This window comes from Amycolatopsis sp. WAC 04197 (genome assembly GCF_003947475.1).
Taxonomy (GTDB): Bacteria; Actinomycetota; Actinomycetes; order Mycobacteriales; family Pseudonocardiaceae; genus Amycolatopsis; species Amycolatopsis japonica.
This window is the reverse complement of sequence record NZ_QHJK01000008.1, coordinates 598229-618503: the sequence shown is the minus strand read 5'-3', so window position 1 is coordinate 618503 and position 20275 is coordinate 598229. Positions and strand designations below refer to the sequence as shown.

General features: G+C 68.5%; 19 protein-coding genes. 13 read left to right on the top strand and 6 right to left on the bottom strand.

The features are described 5' to 3' along the window. Positions 1-40 precede the first annotated feature (40 nt). Positions 41-781, bottom strand: a complete 741-nt coding sequence (locus DMC64_RS29770; RefSeq protein ID WP_125736206.1) for a metal-dependent transcriptional regulator — start codon at positions 779-781, stop codon at positions 41-43. Between the two features lie 35 nt (positions 782-816). Continuing rightward, positions 817-1206, bottom strand: a complete 390-nt coding sequence (locus DMC64_RS29765) for a MerR family transcriptional regulator (protein ID WP_037348190.1) — start codon at positions 1204-1206, stop codon at positions 817-819. A 74-nt stretch (positions 1207-1280) separates the two neighbouring features. Between DMC64_RS29765 and DMC64_RS29760 the strand changes: the two genes are divergently transcribed. The 5 genes from DMC64_RS29760 to DMC64_RS29740 all read left to right on the top strand — a co-directional run bounded on the left by DMC64_RS29760 (position 1281) and on the right by DMC64_RS29740 (position 10236). Then, positions 1281-3830 carry a PEP/pyruvate-binding domain-containing protein gene (locus tag DMC64_RS29760; protein WP_125736205.1) on the top strand — a complete coding sequence of 850 codons (2550 nt, stop codon included), beginning with the start codon at positions 1281-1283 and terminating at the stop codon, positions 3828-3830. Beyond that, positions 3827-4498, top strand: a complete 672-nt coding sequence (locus DMC64_RS29755; protein ID WP_125736204.1) for a tyrosine-protein phosphatase — start codon at positions 3827-3829, stop codon at positions 4496-4498. Before DMC64_RS29760 ends, DMC64_RS29755 begins: the two co-directional genes overlap by 4 nt. A gap of 135 nt (positions 4499-4633) precedes the next feature. Next, positions 4634-6913: a glycoside hydrolase family 95-like protein gene (locus DMC64_RS29750; protein ID WP_125736203.1), complete on the top strand. Its 2280-nt coding sequence runs from the start codon at positions 4634-4636 to the stop codon at positions 6911-6913. Positions 6914-6915: 2 nt separating this feature from the next. After that, a complete protein-coding gene (locus DMC64_RS29745; protein WP_125736202.1) occupies positions 6916-9207 on the top strand; it encodes a glycoside hydrolase family 95-like protein in 2292 nt (763 codons plus the stop codon). 60 nt (positions 9208-9267) lie between these two features. After that, positions 9268-10236, top strand: coding sequence for a peptidylprolyl isomerase (locus DMC64_RS29740; RefSeq protein ID WP_125736201.1), 969 nt, complete (start codon positions 9268-9270; stop codon positions 10234-10236). Between the two features lie 43 nt (positions 10237-10279). Here DMC64_RS29740 and DMC64_RS29735 read toward each other — a convergent pair whose 3' ends face one another. Next, a complete protein-coding gene (locus DMC64_RS29735) occupies positions 10280-10900 on the bottom strand; it encodes a DUF3159 domain-containing protein (protein WP_125736200.1) in 621 nt (206 codons plus the stop codon). A gap of 115 nt (positions 10901-11015) precedes the next feature. On the opposite strand from DMC64_RS29735, the gene DMC64_RS29730 reads away from it, so the two are divergent. Both DMC64_RS29730 and DMC64_RS29725 read left to right on the top strand, forming a co-directional pair. Further along, complete coding sequence (locus DMC64_RS29730) at positions 11016-11624, top strand: TetR family transcriptional regulator (protein WP_125736199.1); 609 nt, start codon at positions 11016-11018, stop codon at positions 11622-11624. Between the two features lie 43 nt (positions 11625-11667). Further along, positions 11668-12381, top strand: a complete 714-nt coding sequence (locus DMC64_RS29725; RefSeq protein ID WP_125736198.1) for a MerR family transcriptional regulator — start codon at positions 11668-11670, stop codon at positions 12379-12381. On the opposite strand, the gene DMC64_RS29720 is transcribed toward DMC64_RS29725, so the two are convergent. Next, the gene (locus DMC64_RS29720) at positions 12363-12797 is read right to left on the bottom strand and encodes a MarR family winged helix-turn-helix transcriptional regulator (RefSeq protein ID WP_037348294.1); all 435 of its coding nucleotides are present in this window, start codon (positions 12795-12797) and stop codon (positions 12363-12365) included. The two genes, DMC64_RS29725 and DMC64_RS29720, sit on opposite strands and share 19 nt — an antisense overlap. Before the next feature lie 57 nt (positions 12798-12854). Here DMC64_RS29720 and DMC64_RS29715 point away from each other — a divergent pair, with 57 nt between their 5' ends. Genes DMC64_RS29715 through DMC64_RS29705 form a run of 3 tightly spaced genes read left to right on the top strand, consistent with a single transcriptional unit; the run spans position 12855 to position 14531 of the window. After that, the gene (locus DMC64_RS29715) at positions 12855-13361 is read left to right on the top strand and encodes a DUF6790 family protein (protein WP_125736197.1); all 507 of its coding nucleotides are present in this window, start codon (positions 12855-12857) and stop codon (positions 13359-13361) included. Between the two features lie 22 nt (positions 13362-13383). Further along, on the top strand, positions 13384-13986 hold the full coding sequence (locus DMC64_RS29710) for a TMEM175 family protein (RefSeq protein ID WP_125736196.1): 603 nt from the start codon (positions 13384-13386) through the stop codon (positions 13984-13986). A 20-nt stretch (positions 13987-14006) separates the two neighbouring features. Beyond that, positions 14007-14531 carry an HIT family protein gene (locus tag DMC64_RS29705; protein ID WP_125736195.1) on the top strand — a complete coding sequence of 175 codons (525 nt, stop codon included), beginning with the start codon at positions 14007-14009 and terminating at the stop codon, positions 14529-14531. Positions 14532-14687: 156 nt separating this feature from the next. Here the strand turns inward: DMC64_RS29705 and DMC64_RS29700 are convergent, their stop codons facing one another. Together DMC64_RS29700 and DMC64_RS29695 are read right to left on the bottom strand one after the other, a co-directional pair. Further along, on the bottom strand, positions 14688-15512 hold the full coding sequence (locus DMC64_RS29700; protein ID WP_125736194.1) for an NAD(P)-dependent oxidoreductase: 825 nt from the start codon (positions 15510-15512) through the stop codon (positions 14688-14690). A 37-nt stretch (positions 15513-15549) separates the two neighbouring features. After that, on the bottom strand, positions 15550-16356 hold the full coding sequence (locus DMC64_RS29695) for an IclR family transcriptional regulator (protein ID WP_037348214.1): 807 nt from the start codon (positions 16354-16356) through the stop codon (positions 15550-15552). Between the two features lie 154 nt (positions 16357-16510). On the opposite strand from DMC64_RS29695, the gene DMC64_RS29690 reads away from it, so the two are divergent. From DMC64_RS29690 to DMC64_RS29680, 3 genes are read left to right on the top strand one after another with little or no spacing between them, the layout of a single operon-like run. Continuing rightward, positions 16511-18022, top strand: coding sequence for a sodium:solute symporter family protein (locus tag DMC64_RS29690; RefSeq protein WP_125736193.1), 1512 nt, complete (start codon positions 16511-16513; stop codon positions 18020-18022). Positions 18023-18068: 46 nt separating this feature from the next. Next, complete coding sequence (locus tag DMC64_RS29685) at positions 18069-19013, top strand: 5-dehydro-4-deoxyglucarate dehydratase (protein ID WP_125736192.1); 945 nt, start codon at positions 18069-18071, stop codon at positions 19011-19013. A 2-nt stretch (positions 19014-19015) separates the two neighbouring features. Next, positions 19016-20272 carry a glucarate dehydratase family protein gene (locus tag DMC64_RS29680; protein WP_125736191.1) on the top strand — a complete coding sequence of 419 codons (1257 nt, stop codon included), beginning with the start codon at positions 19016-19018 and terminating at the stop codon, positions 20270-20272. Positions 20273-20275: the final 3 nt, after the last annotated feature.

Sequence of the window (20275 nt, the reverse complement as noted above, 5' to 3'; positions counted from 1 at the left end):
CCCGGTCGAAAAACGATATGTGGCGCGCGAAAGAGCGATCTCAGCGACCGGCCACGCACCGGGTGCGGGTGTTCACGGCGGAATTCGCCGCGGCGGCGTCACAGACGATCATCATGGACGCCTGGTGCCGCTCGAGGGGCACGGTCGCCGTCGCCGTACGTGCTTCGAATCGCCGCCCGTCGGCGGGAACGAGCGTCATTCGCGCGCCAGGGGTGAGGCCCGCGGTCAGAAGCGTTTCGAGGAAAGTGGAATTCTCCTGGAGGCGCTCGCTGATCCGGTGCAGCCGGACCTCCTGCCGTCCGGCGTGCGTGGCAGGGCGCATCCCCGGCGGGGCCGGCACCGGGGAAAGCCCTGGCAGGCCGAGGAAGGCGAGCCCGGGGATCGGCCCGCCGTAGGGGCTGAAGCGCGGGCCGCCGCAGAGTTCGAAGATCCGGCGCGCGGCGGCGTCGGACATGACGTGCTCCCAGCGGCAGGCCTCCTCGTGCAGCCGGGCCCAGTCGAGGCCGATCACCCGGTAGAGAAGTGTTTCCGCGAGCCGGTGCTTGCCCATGACCCGCACCGCGATCCGCCGTCCCTCCGGCGAAAGCTCCAGTCGCCGGTCTTCGGCGACCAGGAGGAGGCCGTCACGCTGGAGCCGGGCCACGGTCTGGCTGACCGTCGGGGCGCTCTGGTCGAGCCGGTCCGCGATCCTGGCGCGCAACGGAACGACACCGTCCTCTTCCAGCTCGTAGGCTGCTTTGAGGTACATCTCGGTGGTGTCGATCAGGCCACGGGCGGTCATGCTCCGGTAGCCTGCCTCCTCAACCCGGCTTGAGGTCAAGCGCCCGGAAGCTCCACTGTGGACCGGAACTCCGGGCAGCGTTCCAGTGTGTTTTCGGGGCAGCGGAGCAGATGTCGCAGATAGGTCCGCGCGGTGGCGAGTTTTTCGAGCTGCGACTCCAACGCTTCGATCCGGGCTGAGACGGTGTCCCGCCAGTCGTGCGTGGCGGTACGCCCGGCGAGCACGGTCGCGATCTCGTCGAGGCTGAGCTGGCCGGTGTCCCGCCACAGCCGGATCAGTGCGATCCGGTAGAGCTGATCGGTGTCGTAGTAGCGCCAGCCGGACCGGCGGTGCGGCTTGATCAGCCCGCGGCGTTCCCAGTAGTGGAGGGTCGAGACCGGCAGATCGAACCGGTCGGCGACTTCCCTGATCGATGCGGATTCCATGAACGTATTTGAACTCAACCCAGGTTGAGGATGCAAGCTTAGGCTAAGCAAAGACCCCCTGGGAGGTAACGAAAGTGATTCTCGAGCTCGCCGAAGCGGGAGGCTGCCCGCGCGACCTCGTCGGTGGCAAGGCGGCGAATCTCGCGGAAATGACTTCGGCGGGTTTCCCCGTGCCGGAGGGCTTCTGCGTCACGACCGCCGCGTACCGGCGGGTGCTCGCCGGTGGTGACGGGCCGCGGCTGCTCGACGAGCTGACCAGGGTGCCGTCCGGTGACGAGAGGGCGCTGGCCGATCTGGCGGACCGGCTGCGGGCCCACGTGCTGACCGTGCCGATTCCGGCCCGGCTCGAAACCGGGATCGTCGAGGCGTACGAACGGCTTTCGGCGGACGGGCCGGTGGCGGTGGCGGTGCGGTCCTCGTCGACGGCCGAGGATCTGCCGGACGCCAGTTTCGCCGGGCAGTACGACACCTTCCTCGACGTCCAGGGTGCGGGCGAGGTGCTGGCGGCGGTGCGCCGGTGCTGGGCCTCGCTGTGGTCCGACCGGGCGACCAGGTACCGGGCGGCGCACGACACCGATCGCGCCCCCGCCATCGCGGTGATCGTGCAGCGTCTGGTCGACGCGGAATGCGCCGGCGTGCTGTACACGGCGAATCCGGTTTCGGGCAAACGGGCCGAAATCGTCGTCGACGCCGCGCCCGGATTGGGTGAAGCGGTGGTTTCCGGCGCGGTGACTCCGGACCACTACCGGTTGAGCGTCGAGGGCGAAACCGTCGAAGGGCCCGGCGACGGCTGCCTGACGCCGTCACGATTGGGTGAACTCGCGGCGGTCGGCAGGAGTCTGGAGAAGCACTTCGGCGCACCGCAGGACGTCGAGTGGGCGTTCAACGGTGAGGGTGAGTTGTGGTTGACCCAGTCGCGACACATCACCACCCTCTTCCCGGTCCCGGAGAGTGAAGGGGCGCCGCGCGCGTACTGGTCGGTCAACGTCTATCAGGGGATCAGCCGCCCCTTCACACCGATGGGCGCGTCCATGATCAGGGAGCGCCAGCGCGGCATGGCGGTGTACATGAGCGCGCTCGGCTTTTCCGACGAGATCACCGATGTGGACGGATGGCTGTTCTGGGACATCACCGACGGCGTGCGGAGTCCGGCGAAGCGGCCGAAGATGGCCGCGTTCGTGGACAGTCTCGCGGCGCCGTCGGGCAGGCTCGTCGAACAGCTCGGCCGCGACCAGCGATTCCCTCCGGTGTCGCCCGGTTCCGAAGAGGACGTCCCACCGAAGAAACGGCGCCGCCGCTGGGAACGGATGATCCCCGCGTGGCTGTGGCCGGATCGGGCGCGCGCCAAGGTCGTCCGCGACGCCGAACGGCGGATCGCCGCTTTCGCGGGTCCGGCCGAGGCAACGGCGGAAGAGCGTTTGTCCTTTGTGGAATCCGTTCGGCGAGATGTCTGTCAGATCGAAGCGAACCTCCCGCGTGACGCCAACACCGCGGGCGGGACCGGTGGGCAGCTGGCCGGGCAGTTGCTGCGCGGTTACGTGGACGAGGCGGAGATCGCCACCGTTTTCCGTGGTGTCCCGCATAATCCGACCACCGAGATGGATCTGGCGTTGTGGCGCGCGGGTGAGGCGATCCGGCGTGACGACGAAGCCTTCCGGCTGCTGCTGGACACCGCCCCCGACGAACTGGCCGCGAAACAGCTCGCGGGGAGCCTGCCGGACGTGATCCAGCACGGGATCGCCGCGTTCCTGGCGGAATACGGCTGCCGCGCCACCTCGGAGATCGACTTCGGCGTTCCACGCTGGACCGACGATCCCGAGCCGGTCTTCGCGATGCTGGTGAATCTGCTGCGTGCGGAGGGCGAGGAGCAGAACGCGGAAACCCGCTTCGAACACGCGGCCGCGGCGGCCGAGGCGCGGATCGTCGAACTCACCCGGCGGCTTCCGGCGACCAAGGCGCACCGGGCGATCTTGGCGCGTTTCCTGCTTCGCAGGTCGAGGCGATTGCGTGGGCTGCGCGAGTTCCCGAAGTTCTGCCTGATGCGCGGTTTCGCCGCGCTTCGGGAGCAGCTGCTCCTCGTCGGCGAGGAGATCGTCCGGGCGGAGCGGCTGGACCGGGCCGATGACGTGATGTTCCTCGGCCTCGCCGAAGTCCGCGAAGCCTTGGACAGCAGGGACTTCCGCGCGACCGTGGCGCGGCGGCGCGAGATCTGGGAGCGGGAGGCGCGCAGGCCGCGGGTGCCGTCGGTCCTGCTTTCCGACGGTACCGCGCCGGCCGTCGAAGCCGTCGCGGGCGAAGGTGATCTCACCGGACTTGCCGCGGCGGCCGGGGTGGCGACCGGCCGGGCGCGGGTGATCCACGACCCCGACGGGGCACGGATCGAACCGGGCGAGATCCTGGTCGCCGCGACGACGGACCCCGGCTGGACACCGCTGTTCCTGACCGCGGCCGCGCTGGTGACCGAAACCGGCGGGATGATCTCCCACGGCACCACCGTGGCCAGGGAACACGGGATCCCGGCCGTGGTCGGCGTTCCCGGCGCGACCGCGCTCATCACCACCGGCCAGGTGATCACCGTCGACGGCTCGGCGGGGACGATCACCCTCGGCGAGGAGACCCGGTGACCGCGGTCGCTTCCGTGCTCACCGGCGCGTTCAACTTCCGCGACGCCGGCGGCGGGCCGATCCGGCGGGGACGGCTGTTCCGGAGCGACACCTTGCAGGCCCTGACCGGGACGGACAAAGAACTCCTGCTCGACCGGTTCGGTATCGAAGGCGTTCTCGACCTCCGCTCCAGCGCCGAGACGTTCAGCGAGGGCAGAGCGGAACTGCCCGGCGTCCGCTACGTCAACGTGCCGCTGCGGACCGTCCAAAACGGACGGTCGAGTGCGCTGGAGGAGATCTACGTCGACCATCTCCGGCACGACGACGATCTCCCGGTCGCCATCGAGATCCTGGCGGTCCTGCTGGCCCGGCCCGTCGTCGTGCACTGCGCGTCGGGCAAGGACCGGACCGGGGTCGTCACGGCCCTCGCGCTCGGTCTCGCCGGGGCGTCGCGGGAAATGATCGTCCAGGACTACCTGCGCAGCGCGTACAGCCTTCCGCGGGTGATCGAGCGCTTCCGCGCGCTCCGGTTGCCGGAGGAACTGTTCCGGTGCACCGAGAGCACGATCAACGCTCTGCTGGACAGCGTCGAGGACGATTTCGGTGGCTTCGCCGGCTGGGCGCGGCAGCGTGGTGTGCCCGATGCGGCGGTCCGGACGTTGAAAGCGCGTTTGCTCAACGCTGGATGAATTGTCCGACGAGACATCGGATGTCTGTACCGCTACGAGAGTGAAGGGGGTGGCCAAAGCTCGACTATTTCTGGAAACATGCCGGTCGCCAGGACTTGATCTGCGGTAAACGTAGTATGAATCTGGAGGCGACCCATGGCCGAGCTGTCCAGGCGATCGATGCTGAGGGTCGCGGCGGGGGCGGCGGCGCTCGGTGGCCTCTGGGCTCAGGGGGCGCCACCGGCGCTCGCCGGACAAGACGTCCACCGCCGGATCGTCGACGACGCGCGCATGGTCTGGAAACGGATGCCGACGGGCTGGCAAGAGGGCCCGTTCCTCGCCAACGGCTTTCTCGGCGTCCAGTTCTACGCGGGGGCGCAGCCGAACGTCCTCAAGGTGATGCTCGGCCATTCGCGCGTCCAAGACCAGCGCGGGCAATGGGAAGCGGGCATCGGCTACTCGCGGCTCCCGATCGGCTACCTCACCCTCACCTTCGAGGGCGCGATCACGGCGGTGGACTGGCACCTCGACCTGTACAACGCCGAACTCGGCGGCACGATCACCACCACCCGCGGCTCCGTGCGCTTCTCCGCGCTGGTCCACAACGACCAGGACCTCCTCCTCGTCTCGCTCACCGGGGAGGCGGCGGCGGACTGGGGGTTCACGCCGCTCACGTCGGCCACCACCCGGACGATCCGCAAACCGCCCGAGTACACGGCCAATCCCGATCCGAAGCTCGGCAGCGCGGGCGCCGTCCGGTACTGCGAGCAGCCACTGCACGCGGGCGGCGGGTACACGACGGCGTGGCGTGAGCGGACCGTCGGCACGCGACGGCTCCTGGCGGCGACGGTCGCGTACGGGTTCCCCGAGCCGACGCACACCGCCGAAGCGATCACGAGGGTCGATCGGGCGTCGGTGGTGAACCCGGATCTGCTGGTCGCCGGGCACCGGCGCTGGTGGAACGCCTTCTACCGGCGCAGTTTCGTGTCCATTCCGGACAAGCGGATCCAGCGGTTCTACTGGATCCAGCTGTACAAGACCGCGTGCGCCACCCGCGCGAACGGTCCGGTGGTCGCCGAATGGGGGCCGTGGTTCCCGGAGGTCGGCAACAGCTGGACGGCGGTGTGGTGGAACCTGAACGTCCAGGTCACGTATCCGATCGTCAACAGCAGCAACCATCCCGAACTCGACGCCGTCACCGCGACCTTCCGCCGTGACCACGCCAACCTCGAACTCTCGGTGCCTCCCGCCTACCGGGACGGCGACACGTACGCGCTTTCGCATCCGGGCGACTGGCGGCTGCGGCCCGGCGACACCCGCGCGGTCGGGATCCCCGGCCCCGCCACCAAGAACGACCAGACCGGAAACCTGATCTGGGGCCTGCACAACGTCTGGCTCGCGTACCGGCACAGCATGGACCACCTGGTCCTGCGCGACGTCCTGTATCCGACGCTCGCCAAGGCGCTCAACTACTACCGGCATTTCCTCGCGACGGGACCGGACGGCGCCCTGCACCTGCCGATGACGAGGTCGCCCGAGTACGCCGACGCGGCCGACTGCACCTACGACCTGTCGTTGATCCGCTGGGCCGCGCGCACCCTCGTCGAATCCGCGGCCAAGCTGCGGATCGACGATCCGCGGGTGCCGGCGTGGCGGGAGATCGGCGACAAACTGGTGCCGTACCACCAGGATCCCGCTCAAGGCGTGCTGATCGGCGACGGCGTCCCGCTGGCTGAATCACATCGGCACTTCTCGCATCTGCTCTGGCTCTATCCGCTGCGCGAGAAACTCTGGGACCGTCCCGGCGACCGGGACATCATGCGCCGGACTTTCGCGCATTGGTCGAGCGCGCAGGAGAAATGGCACGGTTACAGCTTCGCGGCGGCGTCGTCGATGAGTTCCGTGATGGACGAGCCCGAGGAAGCCTTGCGCTATCTGAAGATCTTCCTCGACGGAACCGTCGTCGCGAACACCCAGCTGACGCCGAACACGATGTACCGCGAGGGGGTGAACCTCGCGATCGAGAGCCCCATCACCGCCGCGCAGTCCGTTGTGGACATGCTCTTGCAGGGTGACCACGGTGTGCTCAAGATCTTCCCGTCGGTCTCGTCGGCGTGGCCGGACGCATCCTTCGAAAGCCTGCGTGCGGAGGGGGCGTTCCTCGTGGACGCGTCGCGTCGGAACGGCGCGACCGAATGGGTCCGTGTCCACAGCGAGGCGGGGGAGCCGCTCGTCCTGCGGCACGGGATCCCGGGAGACATCGAGGTCCGTGACGCGCGCGGAAGGCGGCTTCCTTGGCGTCGAACGGGTCCTGGCACGATCTCGATTCCGCTCCGCCGTGGCGGGACGGCCGTCGTCTCGCGGCGCGGCACACATCCGGAACCGGAGGCGCGGGACGTGCCCGGCGACCGCGGAACTCCGGCTTGGGGGATCTGAGCATGGACATCACTCGCAGGACGGTGCTCGGCGGGGCGTTGGCGGGGGTGGCCACGGCCGGCCTCACGCCGTCCGCGTCGGCGGTGGAGAACGACTTCGCGCTCGGCGGCCTCGACTGGCCCGGTTTCCTCGGCAAGGCCGATCTGATCTGGCGCCGGATGCCGAAGACCTGGTACGAAGGCCCCTTCCTGGGCAATGGTTTCCTCGGGTCGGGCATCTACGCCGAACCCGGCCGGAACGCCGTCCGGTTCAACGTCCAGCACAGCGAGGTGCAGGACCACCGGCCGGAGTTCGGCTCCCTGTTCGGGCTCGCGCGGCTGCCGATCGGGTATTTCACCCTCGAACCGGTCGGTGCCATCACCGGGATCGACTGGCGGATGGACCTCTGGAACGCCGAACTCAGGGGCACGATCACCACGGCCGCGGGCAGCCTTTCGCTGCGGGCGATCGTCCACACCGGACAGTCACTGCTGGCCGTCGAGGTCGAACCGACCGAGGGGGAGCGCGGTTTCGCGTGGGTCTTCCATCCGGCCGAGGCGGTGAGCCCGCGGACGGATCCGAAGTTCGGGAAGCCGCCGCCCGCCGGGTATGTCGCCAACCCGCCCGCGAGTCTGGAAAGCAGCGGTGACAGCAGGCTTTCCGTGCAGAGCCTGCTGGCGGGCGGCGAGCATGTCACGGCCTGGCGTGAGGTCGCCCAAGGCTCGAAGCGGACGTTGTACACGTCCGTGGCCTGGTCGTTTCCGAAGCGGACCGCCGCACGGGAGGCGTTGAAGACGATCCGCCATGCCGAGCCGTTCTCGGCGTTGGCGGCCGGACACCGCCGCTGGTGGCACGACTACTACCGGCACGGCTTCCTGTCCATTCCGGACACCCGGCTCCAGAGCTTCTACTGGGTCCAGCTGTACAAGATCGCCTCCGCCGCGCGCCGGGAAGCTCCGGTGATGGCGACCTGCGGGCCGTGGCTGGAGCCGACCCCGTGGCCCGCGACGTGGTGGAACCTCAACGTCCAGCTCGAGTACTGGCTCATCCACGGGTCCAACCATCTCGAACTGGACGCCGTCGGCCACGCGCTCGGCAAGTACCGGGCGAACCTGACGAGCCAGGTCGCCGAGCCGTACCAGCACGATTCGGCGGGCATCCCGCGGACGACGGACATGAACCTGCTCAACGGCGCGGTCGGGATGAACGCGGGGTTCCCGGTCGGCATCCCCGGTAAGGAGACGCCGACGCCGGAGGTCGGGAACCTCACCTGGGCGCTGCACAACGTCTGGCTGTCCTACCGGCACACGATGGACCGGCGGCTGCTGCGGGAGACCCTGTTCCCGTTGCTGCGCAAGGCGATCAACTACTACCTCCATTTCCTGACGCCCGGCGCGGACGGGAAGCTGCACCTTCCGGCGACGTTCTCGCCGGAGTACGGCGTCAACGCGCCCGACTGCAATTACGACCTCGCGCTGATCCGCTGGGGTTGCAAGACCCTGCTGGAGGCGTCGGCGGAACTGCGCGTCGACGATCCGCTCGCGCGACGGTGGCGGGAGGTCCTGGCCACGCTCGTCCCGTATCCGGCCGATGCCAACGGCTACATGATCGGCGCGGGTGTGCCGTTCGCGAAGTCGCATCGGCACTATTCGCATCTGCTGCAGATCTACCCGCTGTACGAGATCACCTGGGAGCGGCCGGAGCACCGGCGGATCATCGAGACCTCGCTCGAGCACTGGGTGGGCTTCGAGGGGGCGTTGCAGGGCTACACATTCACCGGCGCCGCGTCGATCTCGGCGCAGATGCTGCGCGGCGAGAAGGCGGAGTTCTACCTCGGCGAACTCCAGCGGCGCTACCTCCAGCCGAACACGATGTACAAGGAATCCGGTCCGGTGATCGAGACACCGCTTTCGGCCGCGCAGTCGCTGCACGACATGCTCGTGCAGAGCTGGGGCGGCGTGATCCGGCTCTTCCCGGCGGTGCCCGCGAAATGGGCGGACGCCGCGCTGCGCCACTTCCGAACGGAGGGGGCGTTCCTGGTCAGCGCCTCGCGGCAGGGCGGGAAGACGCGGTGGGTCAAGATCACCAGCGAGGCCGGGGCGCCGTGCGTGCTGCGGACGGATCTCGATGGCGAGCTGACCGTCCGTGACCGGTGGGGAAGGCCGAAACGCTGGCGACGGCTGCCGAACGGGGACGTCCGGATCGATCTGCGGCGCGGTGAAGAGGCCGTCGTGCACCGTGCGGGCGACCGGCCGGATTTCGAGATCCGGCCCGTCCCGGCGAACGGGGACGGCACACCGTGGGGGATGCCGTGACCTGCTGAGCGGAGATACGCAAGAGTGTTCCCGTACTTCCTCCGGACGACAGGAGCACAGATGTCCCAGCCGCCGCAGCCGGGCGAGCCCGAAGGCCAGGCGCCCGACCCAGGCCCTCAGCCGGGGCAGCCGTACCCGCAGCAGCCTTATCCGCAGCAGCCGTACCAGCAACAAGGCTGGTACGGCGCGCAGCAGCAGCCGCCGCCGTCTTCGAACAAGACGGCGCTGTGGGTCGGGCTCGGGGTGCTGGGACTCGTCGTGGTGGTCGCCGTCGTGGCGATCCTCGGGTTCGTGGCGCCAGGGTTCTTCCTGTCGGACAAGAAGGGCGACAGCGCGGTCGCGTCGTCCTCGTCGGCTCCGGCGTCCAGCACCCAGGACACGGCGACGCCGAGCCCGGTGGACATCCCGTCCGCCCGCACCGAACTGCCGAAACGCACGACGCCGCTCGCGGATCCGACGGAGTGCGCCTACCCGGCGGACACCTCCAAGGAGGCGGCGAAGAAGGTGAACCCGCCGCCGGCGGGACCGACTCCGGCGTCCGGCACGTCGGCGGTCACGGTCAAGACGACCGCGGGTGACATCGGACTGACGCTGGACCGCGGTCTTGCGCCGTGCACCGTGGCGAACTTCCTTTCGCTGGCGCAGCAGGGTTACTACGACGGCTCCTCGTGCCACCGGCTCGGCGTTTCGGGGCTGCAGATGCTCCAGTGCGGCGACCCGGAAGGCACCGGAATGGGCGGACCGGGTTACACGATCCCGGACGAGATCTTCCCCCAGCTCAAGTACGGCCGCGGGCTCATCGCCATGGCGAAGACACAGAACCCGGACTCGGGTGGCAGCCAGTTCTTCATGGTCTTCGGTGAAGCGCCGCTGCCGCCGGAGTACACGGTGTTCGGGAGCATCTCCGACGAGGGCCTCCAGACACTCGACAAGGTCGCGCGCGGTGGCGCGGACGCCGAGAAGGGTTCCGGAGACGGGACGGGTCCGCCCCGGATCGAGGTGAAGTTCCAGTCCATCACGGTGGGCTGAACCCGCGGTTGCCAGGAAAGGACCTTTCCTGGCAACCGCCGTCTCACGCGGCGGTTCGCGGTTCTTCGCGCAGGATCCGCCAGCACAGATAGAGGCAGACGCCCGCCGCGGGCGCGCCACCCAGCAGGGTGGCGGCGATGCCGAGCGGGATCACCGTCCCCGCCAGGTACAGCGGCACCAGCGCCGCCGTGGCGATCGCGAACTTCGCCAGGAACACCGCCGTGCACAAGTAATAGCGTCGCCGCCGAGGCCGATCACGCCGCCAGCCGAGGCGCTCGCCCCGCAGCGTGCCCAGTACCAGCCCGATCATCGGCCGGCGCACCAGGATGGACACCAGGAACAGCGCGGTGGCACCCGCCTGCACGAAGACGGTGGTGAGGTAGAAGTCGGCCGCTTGCCCGGTGTTCCCGGCCAGCATCGCCGACACGCCGACCACGATCACCCCGATCGCCGGCTGCCAGACCTTGCGGTCGGTGAACAACCGCACCGCGGCCAGCACGACCACGCCGCCGACCGTGATCAGCGCCGACGTCAGCACGTGCCCGGTCGACAGGTAGGCGACGAGGAACACCACCCGTGACGTGACACCTTCGGCGACCGTGCGCCAGCCGCCCACCGCGCTGAACAGCGACAGCGACTTCCGGGTCAGCATGTCGAGACTCATCCGCCCACCTTCGCGAAACCGTTGCGGCGGACCCCATTCTTCACCGCCTGATGAAGAACACGGTACCGAAAACTTCATCGGGTGGTGAAGAAAACGGTGTTAGGCTTCGGCCGTCATGACGGAACACGAGAACAACCGCCGCTCCGGGCGCTGGCGAACCGGTGCGGAGAGCAAGCAGCGGATCCTGCGCGTCGCTCGTGAGCTGTTCCACGAGCACGGTTACGGCGGCACGACCGTGCGCATGATCGCCACCGCCGCCGAGGTCGACCCGGCGATGGTCTTTTACTTCTTCGGCACGAAACAAGGCCTGTTCAGCGCCGCGATCGAGATCTCCGGCGATGTCCCGCCCGCCGTCGAGGCCCTTTTCGACGGCGGCCTCGATGGCATCGGCGAGCGTCTCGTCCGGACGCTGGTGGAGAACCTCGACAAATCCGACCGCACGCCGCTGATGATGCTGACGCGGTCGGCTCCCACCGACTCTCGGGCCGAAGCGCTGCTGCGCGAGTTCATCGACCGGGAGATCACCGGCAGGCTCGCGGCGCTGCTCGACACGCCGGACGCCGCGGTGCGGGCGGGCATGGTCAACGTGCAGATCCTGGGGCTCGCGGTCGCCCGGTACCTCATGCGCATCGAGCCGATCGCGTCGTCGTCCGTCGACGAGCTGGTCGCCACCTTCGGCCCGCTCGTGCAGCACTGTCTGACGGGGCCCGCGCCGCGCGCGTGATCGCTCTTGTATCTCCCCCGAGGGGAGGTGCGAGGGTAGGCGAATGGACGACCCCCGGTACTCGATCGGCGAGCTCTCCCGGCGGACCGGGCTGACCGTCAAGACCATCCGCTTCTACTCCGACCGAGGCATCTTGGCCCCGTCCGGGCGCACCGCGTCCGGGCACCGCCGCTACGGCGTCGACGCGCTCGCGCGCCTGGAGCTCGTACGTACCCTGCGCGAGCTGGGACTCGACCTGGCCACGATCCGGAAGGTCCTCGAAAGCGAAGCCGCTCTTCCCGACGTCGCCGAGGCGCACCTGCGGGCGCTGGAAGCGCAGATCCACGTGCTGCGCCTCCGTCACGCGGTGCTGAAAGCCGTGACCCGGCGCGGAACCACTCCCGAGGAGATCACTCTCATGCACGACCTCGCCAAGCTGACCGAGGAAGAGCGCCGCCGTCTGATCGACGACTTCCTCGACGCCGTCTTCGGCGGTCTCGAGCATCCCGGGTTCGCCGGGATCGCCCGCTCGATGACACCCGAACTACCCGAAAGTCCCGCGGTCGAACAGGTCGACGCCTGGGTGGAACTCGCCGGGCTGACCAGGGATCCGGATTTCCGGGCCCTCATGCGACGCCTCGCCGAAGGGTACGACGCCGCCCCGCGACGAGATCTGCCTTGGCTGGACATCGCCGACGATCCCCGGCGGGAGCGGTACCTCGAACTGCTCGCCGTGATCAACGGGTGGGCGGCTCCGGATCAGCGCCGCGTTCCCTGATCGGGGGAGAGGATCTCGGCCAGCCGAAGGGTGTCTTCGAGGTAGCGCTCGTAAGGAAAACCCGCCGCGATGAGCCCGGCACGGAACTCGTCGTAAAGCGGTTTTCCGGCGGCGTGGAAGGCTTTCCGGCCGACCTCGGTGAGCCGGACGAGCCGTCGGCGCGCGTGCTCGGGGTCGACGGTGATCTGTACCAGGCCGTCCGCCTCGAGTGGTCGTAGCGCCCGGCTGATCGCCGGGTCGGACACCGAAAGCGCCTGCGCGAGCCGATGCTGCGTCGCCGGCTCGATCTCCTCGAGCGTGCCCAGAAGCCGTATCTGGCTGTAGGTCAAGCCGTCGGTGTCTTCGGTGCGCCGCCGGGCGTTCTCGCCCAGCAGCATGACCACGCGGTGCAACAGGTCTGCGAGTCCGTCATCCACGAGGATCACTATACCTGATTGTTGACGAGTTAATATTAACTAGGTAAGACTGGAGGTATGGACAACTTCTCTTACCTCGCCCAATCCGCCTTCCCGCTGGTCTGGATGCTGGTGCCGGCCATCGGGGCGTTCTTGCGGGCCCGCCGCGCCCCGACGACCCGGGAACGGCTGGAGATCTGGCAGCGCTGGTGGGCGATCGGCGCCTTGGGCTTCGGCAGCCTGTGGATGACGGTCGCGTTCCTCGCGTTCCCGGACGTCATGGCCACCGCCATCGGTTTCGAGCGGACGCCCTTCCTGTTCGAGATCGCCTTCGCGAACCTCGGACTGGCCGTCATGGGATTCCGCGCCGCCTCGGCGTCCGCGCGCGAACGCGTCACCATCGGGCTCGGCGCCGGGATGTTCCTCTGGGGAGCCCTGGTCGGCCACGTCTACCAGTGGTTCGCCAACGGCGTCCACAGCCCCGGCAACACCGGCGGCGTCCTCGCCAACGACCTGCTCATCCCCGCCGTGATGATCATCCTGGCCGTGTGGTCCCGGAAGCTCCGCCCGGCGAACGTCGCCTGACCCGGAAGGAGATTTCCGCATCATGGCGACTCAGGCCCCTCCCGAGCGGCTCACCATGTTCATCGACGCGGTGATCGCGATCGCGCTCACCCTGCTGGCGCTGGAACTCCCCGTTCCCGCCGGCGACACCACCGAGGCGATGCTGAGTTCGGTGGCGGACCACGGCAAGGAGTATCTGGCGTTCGGCGTCAGCTTCGTGGTGATCGCCGCCCATTGGCGCGCCCACCACGAGATCTTCGGCCATGTCCGCTCGCTGAACAGTCGCCTGATCAGCCTCACGCTGGCCTGGCTGTTCATGCAGGTGCTGACGCCGTTCGCCACCCGGGTGATCACCGCGGACGGCGCCTTCCCGCCCCGGTTCAGCCTGTACGCGATCGTGCAGGTGCTGGCGTCCGCGTCGTTCGCGCTGATCATCCGGGAGATCCGGCGCGAACACCTTTACCGCCCGGACACGCCGCCGTGGGCGTTCCGGCAGAACCTGGTGCGGAGTGTGTGCCTGGCGGCGGTGTTCGGGGTTTCGGTTCCTGTTTCGTTCGTTACTTCGGGTACTTGGGCGTACTTGTGCTGGGTGGCGGCGCCGCTCGTGTTGGCGGTGGCCGGGCGGGTTCAGGGGCGAGCGCGGTGAGGTCGGGTAGGCATGGTGGCATGACCGACCGTGTTCCGTGGCAGGCCGACGCTTATCTCGATCTCGCCCGCCGAGCCTGTTTCGTCTGCGAACTTCTCGACGGCAACCCCGACTACCCGCATCACATCGCCTATCGCGATGCCGATGCGGTGGTCTTCGCCAGCCGTTTCCCGTCCGTGCTCGGGCATTTTCTGGTCGCCCCGATCAAACATCGAGAGCACGCCATCGGCGACTTCACCGCCGACGAGTACCTGGCCATCCAGCGGGTCGTGCACGTTGCGGGCAGCGCATTGAGCGGCTTGCTGACTGTCGAACGGCTCTACGTTTTGTCCTTGGGCAGCCAACAGGCCAACCGGCACGTCCACTGGCACCTCGCGCCCTTGCCGCCCGGCGTTCCGTACGAACAGCAGCAGGCCGCGGTGTTCGATCCCGCCCGTGGCTACTTGGACGTCCCCGATGATGAATTGGCCGACCTCGCGCGCCGGCTCGGTGAACGCATGATCGCCTGCTCGCCGATGCAGGAATCGGGACACTCAACGTCCTGAGTCTTCCACGCTCGACCGTGCTACGGAGACGACACGTGTGATCAGGTGGACGACACGCGTGACTGGATGGACGACGCGCGTGTCGCCGGGGCTGAAGGCTCCTTTCGTCGCATCAGACGCGGTGAAGGGAGCCTTCAGCCCATGCGCGACAAGACGTCAGAGCGGGTTGTGCGCCCCCAGCGGCGCGGTGCAGAACGGCCCACCGACGTACTCCGCCGCCACCCCGGCCGGCGCGGGCAGGTCCGCCAGCTGCTCGGCGTAGGTCTCCGCGTTGTCGAGCGATTTGTAGCCCAGTTCCTCGGCTTCGGCGAGCGAGTAGATCCGGCGCGTGTTGTCGGAGACGCCCCAGATCAGCCGGTAGCCGGGGGAGGGGTAGCTCAGGCAGGCCTCGAACAGCCGGGCGCCGTCGTCGGGGGAGAGCCACGTCGTGAGTCCGCGCGGGCCGAGGACGAGCGGGCTTTCGAAACAGGAGCCGATCCGGATGACGATCACGTCCATGCCGAACCGCGAGTGGTACAGGCTGCCGAGCGCTTCGATGGCCGCCTTGCTGACGCCGTAGTAGGTGTCGGGGCGGGGCGTCGAGTCGGCGGGGAGGCCGTCGGGGCCCGCCTCGTCGTTGCGGCGGAAACCGACGGAATGGTTGCTGGAAGCCAAGATCACGCGCGGCACACCGGCGGCGCGGGCCGCTTCGAGGACGGTGTGGGTGCCGTTGATGTTCACGTCGAGCGTGGCTTCCCACGAGCTCTCGCGGCTGTGCCCGCCGAGGTGGATCACCGCGTCGACGCCGGCGCAGGCCTTCGCCATCGCTTCCGGGTCGGTCACCGAAGCGGTGATCAGCTCGACGTCCTCGCCGCCCGAGGCTTCGGGCTGCGCGGCCAGGTCGAGCAGGCGCAGCACCCGTCCGGAACGGCGCAGCCGCGGCCGCATCAGGGTGCCGACGATACCCGCCGAGCCGGTGATCAGGACGCGCTGGTCTGCCATGGAAACCCCTTGTCAGTGAAGGAAAGGACGAATCAGGTCAGCGGATGCCGGCGCGGCGCAGTTGCTGGCCGAGTTCCGCGGTGATTTCGGCGAGGAGTTCGCCGACGCGCTGGGCGTCGGCGTCGGTGACTTCGGTGACCGGCATGGAGCAACTGATCGCGTCGGTGCCGGGGATGCGGTACGGGATCACGGCCGCGACGCAGCGGACGCCGAGGCTGCCTTCCTCGATTTCCGAGGCATAGCCGCGTTCGCGGGTCTTCGCGCATTCGGCGTGCAGTGCGTCCGCCGTGGTGATGGTGTTCGGGGTGAGCGCCGACAGCTCTCCGGTCAGGAGGCCGTCGATCTCGTCGTGCGTCAGTTCGGCCAGCAACGCCTTCCCCAGCGCGGTCGCGTGGGTGGGCAGCGTGCGGCCGACGCGGGACACGAGATGCGTCGAGTGCCGGGACTCACGCGTCTCCAGGTACACGACGTCGGTGCCCTCGCGGCGCGCGAAATGCGCCGTGTAGCCGGTCTTCTCCCGGATCCGCTCCAGCGCTTCGGTCGCGTACGGGACGACCGGGTCGCGGTCCAGATAAGCCGTGCCGCAGATCAGCGCGCGGACGCCGAGGCGGTAGCGGGCGGTGTTGGTGTCCACTTCCAGCCAGCCGGCTTCGAGCAGGGTGCGGAGCAGGCCGTGCAGGCTCGACCTGGGGAAACCGGTCCGCGCGTGGAGATCGGAGAGCGAAAGCCACACGTCGTTCGCGGCGAAGGTCTCGATGAGGTCGATCGCCCGCCTGGCCGACTTCACCCCGGCGGGTTCAGGCGCGCCGTTCGCCACCGTGACAGCGGCTTCCTGCTGCGGCATCCGCGCTCCTCCATCCGGCCGTTGACTTGTGACTCCGGCCATATTAGCGTCCCGAACAGCGTTCTTATGGATGAACATAATCACTATAACAGACTCCGTTCATGGATGTGAACAGGTCGGGCTGGGCCTTCGTGAACGCGGAAAGGAGTCAGCGGTGCATTCACTGGACTGGATCATGGTGTCCGCGTACTTCGTCCTGATGGTGGTGATCGGCTTGTGGTCGCACAGCCGGGTCAACACGGTCAGTGACTTCTTCACGGCCGGCGGCAAGATGCCGTGGTGGCTGGCCGGTATCTCCCACCACATGTCCGGCTACAGCGCCGTGCTCTTCGTCGCGTACGCGGGCGTCGCGTACACGGACGGCATCACCGTCTACTTCTGGGGCATGGCCAGTATCGGCGTCGGTGTCGGCATCGGCAGCTGGCTGTTCGCCTCGCGGTGGAACCGCCTGCGGTCGAAGCTCGGTGTCGCCTCGCCGCTCGAGTACCTGGCGAAGCGCTTCAACGTGCCCACTCAGCAGGCGCTCGCCTGGAGCGGCAGCCTCCTGAAGATCTTCGACATCGCGGCCAAGTGGTTCGCGGTCGCGACGATCCTCAACGTCTTCGCGGGCGTGCCCTACACCTGGGGCATCATCATCACCGGCACGATCACGCTGATCTACTGCACCGTCGGCGGTCTCTGGGCCGACGCGCTCACCGACTTCGGCCAGTTCGTCATCCAGGCCATCGCGGCGATCGTGATGCTGTGGGTCGTGCTGGACAAGCTCGGCGGCGTTTCCGGGCTGTGGACCGTGTGGGGGGACCTCCCGCCCGCCCACCTGAACCCGACCACTTCGAAGTTCACCACCATCGTGTTGCTCGTCTACGTGCTGGTGAAGACGCTGGAGTACAACGGCGGTATGTGGAACCTGGCGCAGCGCTACATGGCCGCGCCGAACACCTACGAGGCCCGTCGCGGCGCGCGGCTCTCCTCGATCCTGTACCTGGTGTGGCCGCTGGTGATGATGTTCCCGATGTTCGCCGCCCCGCTGCTGATCCCGAACATCTCGAACCCCAACAACGCCTACGCGATCATGACCACGACGTTCCTCCCGCCGGGTCTGGTCGGGCTGGTGCTGGCCGGGATCTTCTCGCACACCATGGCGATGGTCTCCTCGGACGCCAACGCGATCTCCGCGGTCATCACCCGCGACATGATGCCGGTGCTGTGGAAGAAGGCCCGCAATTTCACCGAATCGCAGGGGCTGCTCGCCGCGCGGATCTCGACGGTGATCTTCGTCGTGCTCACCATGGTGGTGGCCACGCAGGCCGAGAAACTCGGTGGTGTGCTCGGTATCGTGGTGCTGTGGGTCGCCGCCCTGATGGGCCCGATCTCGGTGCCGCTGCTGCTCGGCATGCTCCCCGCGTTCCGCCGCTCCGGCTCCCGCGCGGCCCTGATCTCGTGGGCGGGCGGTCTCATCGCCTACGCGATCGCTTACTACGGCTACAACGCCACCCTCGCGGTCACCGTGTCCACCCCGATCCTGGTCTCGCTGGCGCTGTTCATCGGGCTCGGCTACCTCATGTCCGAACGCAAGGCCTCCACCGACGAGATCATCGACACGATCGACCGCGACGACGACGTCCTACCCCGCAAGTCGCAGGACGGCACCACCGTGCCCGCCTGACCGGGCCCGTACCCGGGACCATCCACAAAGAACGAAAGAGAAATCCATGGCACAGCCCAAGATCGAACTCGACGGCCTACTGGCGTTCCCCCTGACCCCCTTCACCGAGGGGCTGGAACTCAACCTCGACGCGTTCGCGGAAACCGTCGAGAGCCACGTGGCCGCCGGAGCCGGTGCGCTGTTCGTCGCCTGCGGTACGGGCGAGTTCAGCTCGCTGTCCCCGGACGAGCACGCAGCGATCCTGCGTAAGGCTCGTGAGGTCGTGGCCGGGCGCGTGCCCGTCTGGGTCGGCGCCGGCGGCGGTGCGGCCTCGGCCCGTGCCGGGATCGCGGCGGCGGAGGCCGGCGGCGCGGACGGCGTCCTCCTCCTGCCGCCGTACCTGGTCACCGGCCCGCCCTCCGGGCTGGTCGACCACGTCCGGTACGCCGTCGGCGATTCCTCGATCCCGGTGATCGTCTACCACCGTTCCACCGGCGTCTTCACCCCGGACTCGGCGGTGGAACTGCTCGACATCCCGTCGGTGGTGGGCATCAAGGACGGCTTCGGCGACGTCGAACTCATGAGCCGGATCATCACCACGATCCGCTCCGTCGGCACCGACCGGGCCAAGGATTTCCTGTTCTTCAACGGTCTTCCGACGGCGGAGGTCTCCGCGCGCGCCTACTCCGCGATCGGCGTGGCGCGGTACTCCTCGGCCGTGCACTGCTTCGCGCCCGAGATCGCGGCCCGGTTCCACCGCGCGCTCGCGGAGAACGACGACGCCGTCATGGAGGCGCTGCTCGCCGGCTTCTACCTCCCGCTGGTCGCGTTGCGGGACGAGGGGCGGGGCTTCGCCGTGTCGCTGGTCAAGGCCGCCGCACGGCTGCGCGGGGACAAGGTCGGCTCGGTGCGCCCGCCGCTGGTCGAGCCCACCGCGGACCAGATCACCCGTCTGGAGAAGATCATCGACGACGGATTCTCCGTCCTCAAGTCCGTCGAGGCCGGTGCCTGAAGATGAAGGTTCTCGACGTCGTCCTGACCCCGGTCGCCTTCGCCGACCCTCCGCTGCTCAACGCGATGGGCGTGCACGAGCCGTTCGCGCTGCGCGGGGTCGTCCAGCTGATCTGCGAGGACGGGGTGGTCGGCCTCGGCGAGTCCTACGGTGACCTCGCGTTCCTCGACCAGGTCCGGAAGGTGCTGCCGGAGCTCAAGGGACACGACGTGTTCGACCTGCCCGGTCTCCGCCGGAAGGTCGCGACCACGCTGGGCGAGGTCGTCTTCGCCGACGCGCACGGGCTCACCGGCGGTTTCTCCGTCAGCAAGACCGTGGCCAGCGTGTACTCGCTGTTCGAGGTGGCCGCGCTCGACGCGCAGGGCCACTACCTCGGCAGGCCGGTCGTGGACCTGCTCGGCGGCAAGGCGCGCGACGCCGTCGACTTCTCCGCCTACCTGTTCTACAAGTTCGGCGCCCACATCGGCGCCGAGGAGGACTCCTGGGGCGAGGTGACCACGCCGGACGCGCTCGTCGGCGAGGCACGCCGCATGGTGGAGGAGTACGGCTTCGGCTCCATCAAGCTCAAGGGCGGCGCCTTCGACCCCGACCAGGAGATGGACGGGATCCGCGCGCTCGCGGACGCCTTCCCGGACCACCCGCTCCGCATCGACCCGAACGCGGCATGGACGGTCGAAACGGGGATCCGGGTCGCCGAAGAACTCGACGGCGTCCTGGAGTACCTCGAAGACCCGACGCCAGGTATCGAGGGCATGGCGCGGGTCGCGGAGAAGGCGAACATGCCGCTGGCCACGAACATGTGCGTCGTGCGCTTCGCGGACATCGAGCCCGCGTTCCGGCAGCGAGCGGTCGGGGTCATACTTTCGGACCATCATTACTGGGGTGGTCTGCGGGACACCCAGGCCCTCTCCACCACGGCGGAATGCTTCGACGTGGGCCTTTCCATGCATTCGAACAGTCATCTCGGGATCAGTCTGGCCGCTATGGTGCACGTGGCCGCGGCGACGCCGCACCTGACCTACGCCTGCGACACCCACTGGCCGTGGAAGACGGCCGACGTCATCGCCCCGGGTGCGCTGGAGTTCGTCGACGGTGCGGTCGCGGTGCCCGACAAGCCGGGGCTGGGGGTCGAACTCGACCCCGACGCGCTGGCGCGGGCCCATGAAGACTATGTCCGAAGTGGACAGACCAAACGGGATGACGTGACCTATATGCGGAAGTTCGTCGGAAGCTTCGAACCGAACACGGCACGGTGGTGACGA

Bases quoted from the DNA above. Each gene is read 5' to 3' on its own strand.
- DMC64_RS29740 (WP_125736201.1), top strand. From the start codon at position 9,268: ATGTCCCAGCCGCCGCAGCCGGGCGAGCCCGAAGGCCAGGCGCCCGAC.
- DMC64_RS29680 (WP_125736191.1), top strand. From the start codon at position 19,016: ATGAAGGTTCTCGACGTCGTCCTGACCCCGGTCGCCTTCGCCGACCCT.
- DMC64_RS29710 (WP_125736196.1), top strand. From the start codon at position 13,384: ATGGCGACTCAGGCCCCTCCCGAGCGGCTCACCATGTTCATCGACGCG.
- DMC64_RS29730 (WP_125736199.1), top strand. From the start codon at position 11,016: ATGACGGAACACGAGAACAACCGCCGCTCCGGGCGCTGGCGAACCGGT.
- DMC64_RS29715 (WP_125736197.1), top strand. From the start codon at position 12,855: ATGGACAACTTCTCTTACCTCGCCCAATCCGCCTTCCCGCTGGTCTGG.
- DMC64_RS29700 (WP_125736194.1), bottom strand. From the start codon at position 15,512: ATGGCAGACCAGCGCGTCCTGATCACCGGCTCGGCGGGTATCGTCGGC.
- DMC64_RS29745 (WP_125736202.1), top strand. From the start codon at position 6,916: ATGGACATCACTCGCAGGACGGTGCTCGGCGGGGCGTTGGCGGGGGTG.
- DMC64_RS29685 (WP_125736192.1), top strand. From the start codon at position 18,069: ATGGCACAGCCCAAGATCGAACTCGACGGCCTACTGGCGTTCCCCCTG.
- DMC64_RS29695 (WP_037348214.1), bottom strand. From the start codon at position 16,356: ATGCCGCAGCAGGAAGCCGCTGTCACGGTGGCGAACGGCGCGCCTGAA.
- DMC64_RS29735 (WP_125736200.1), bottom strand. From the start codon at position 10,900: ATGAGTCTCGACATGCTGACCCGGAAGTCGCTGTCGCTGTTCAGCGCG.
- DMC64_RS29705 (WP_125736195.1), top strand. From the start codon at position 14,007: ATGACCGACCGTGTTCCGTGGCAGGCCGACGCTTATCTCGATCTCGCC.
- DMC64_RS29725 (WP_125736198.1), top strand. From the start codon at position 11,668: ATGGACGACCCCCGGTACTCGATCGGCGAGCTCTCCCGGCGGACCGGG.
- DMC64_RS29750 (WP_125736203.1), top strand. From the start codon at position 4,634: ATGGCCGAGCTGTCCAGGCGATCGATGCTGAGGGTCGCGGCGGGGGCG.
- DMC64_RS29765 (WP_037348190.1), bottom strand. From the start codon at position 1,206: ATGGAATCCGCATCGATCAGGGAAGTCGCCGACCGGTTCGATCTGCCG.
- DMC64_RS29770 (WP_125736206.1), bottom strand. From the start codon at position 781: ATGACCGCCCGTGGCCTGATCGACACCACCGAGATGTACCTCAAAGCA.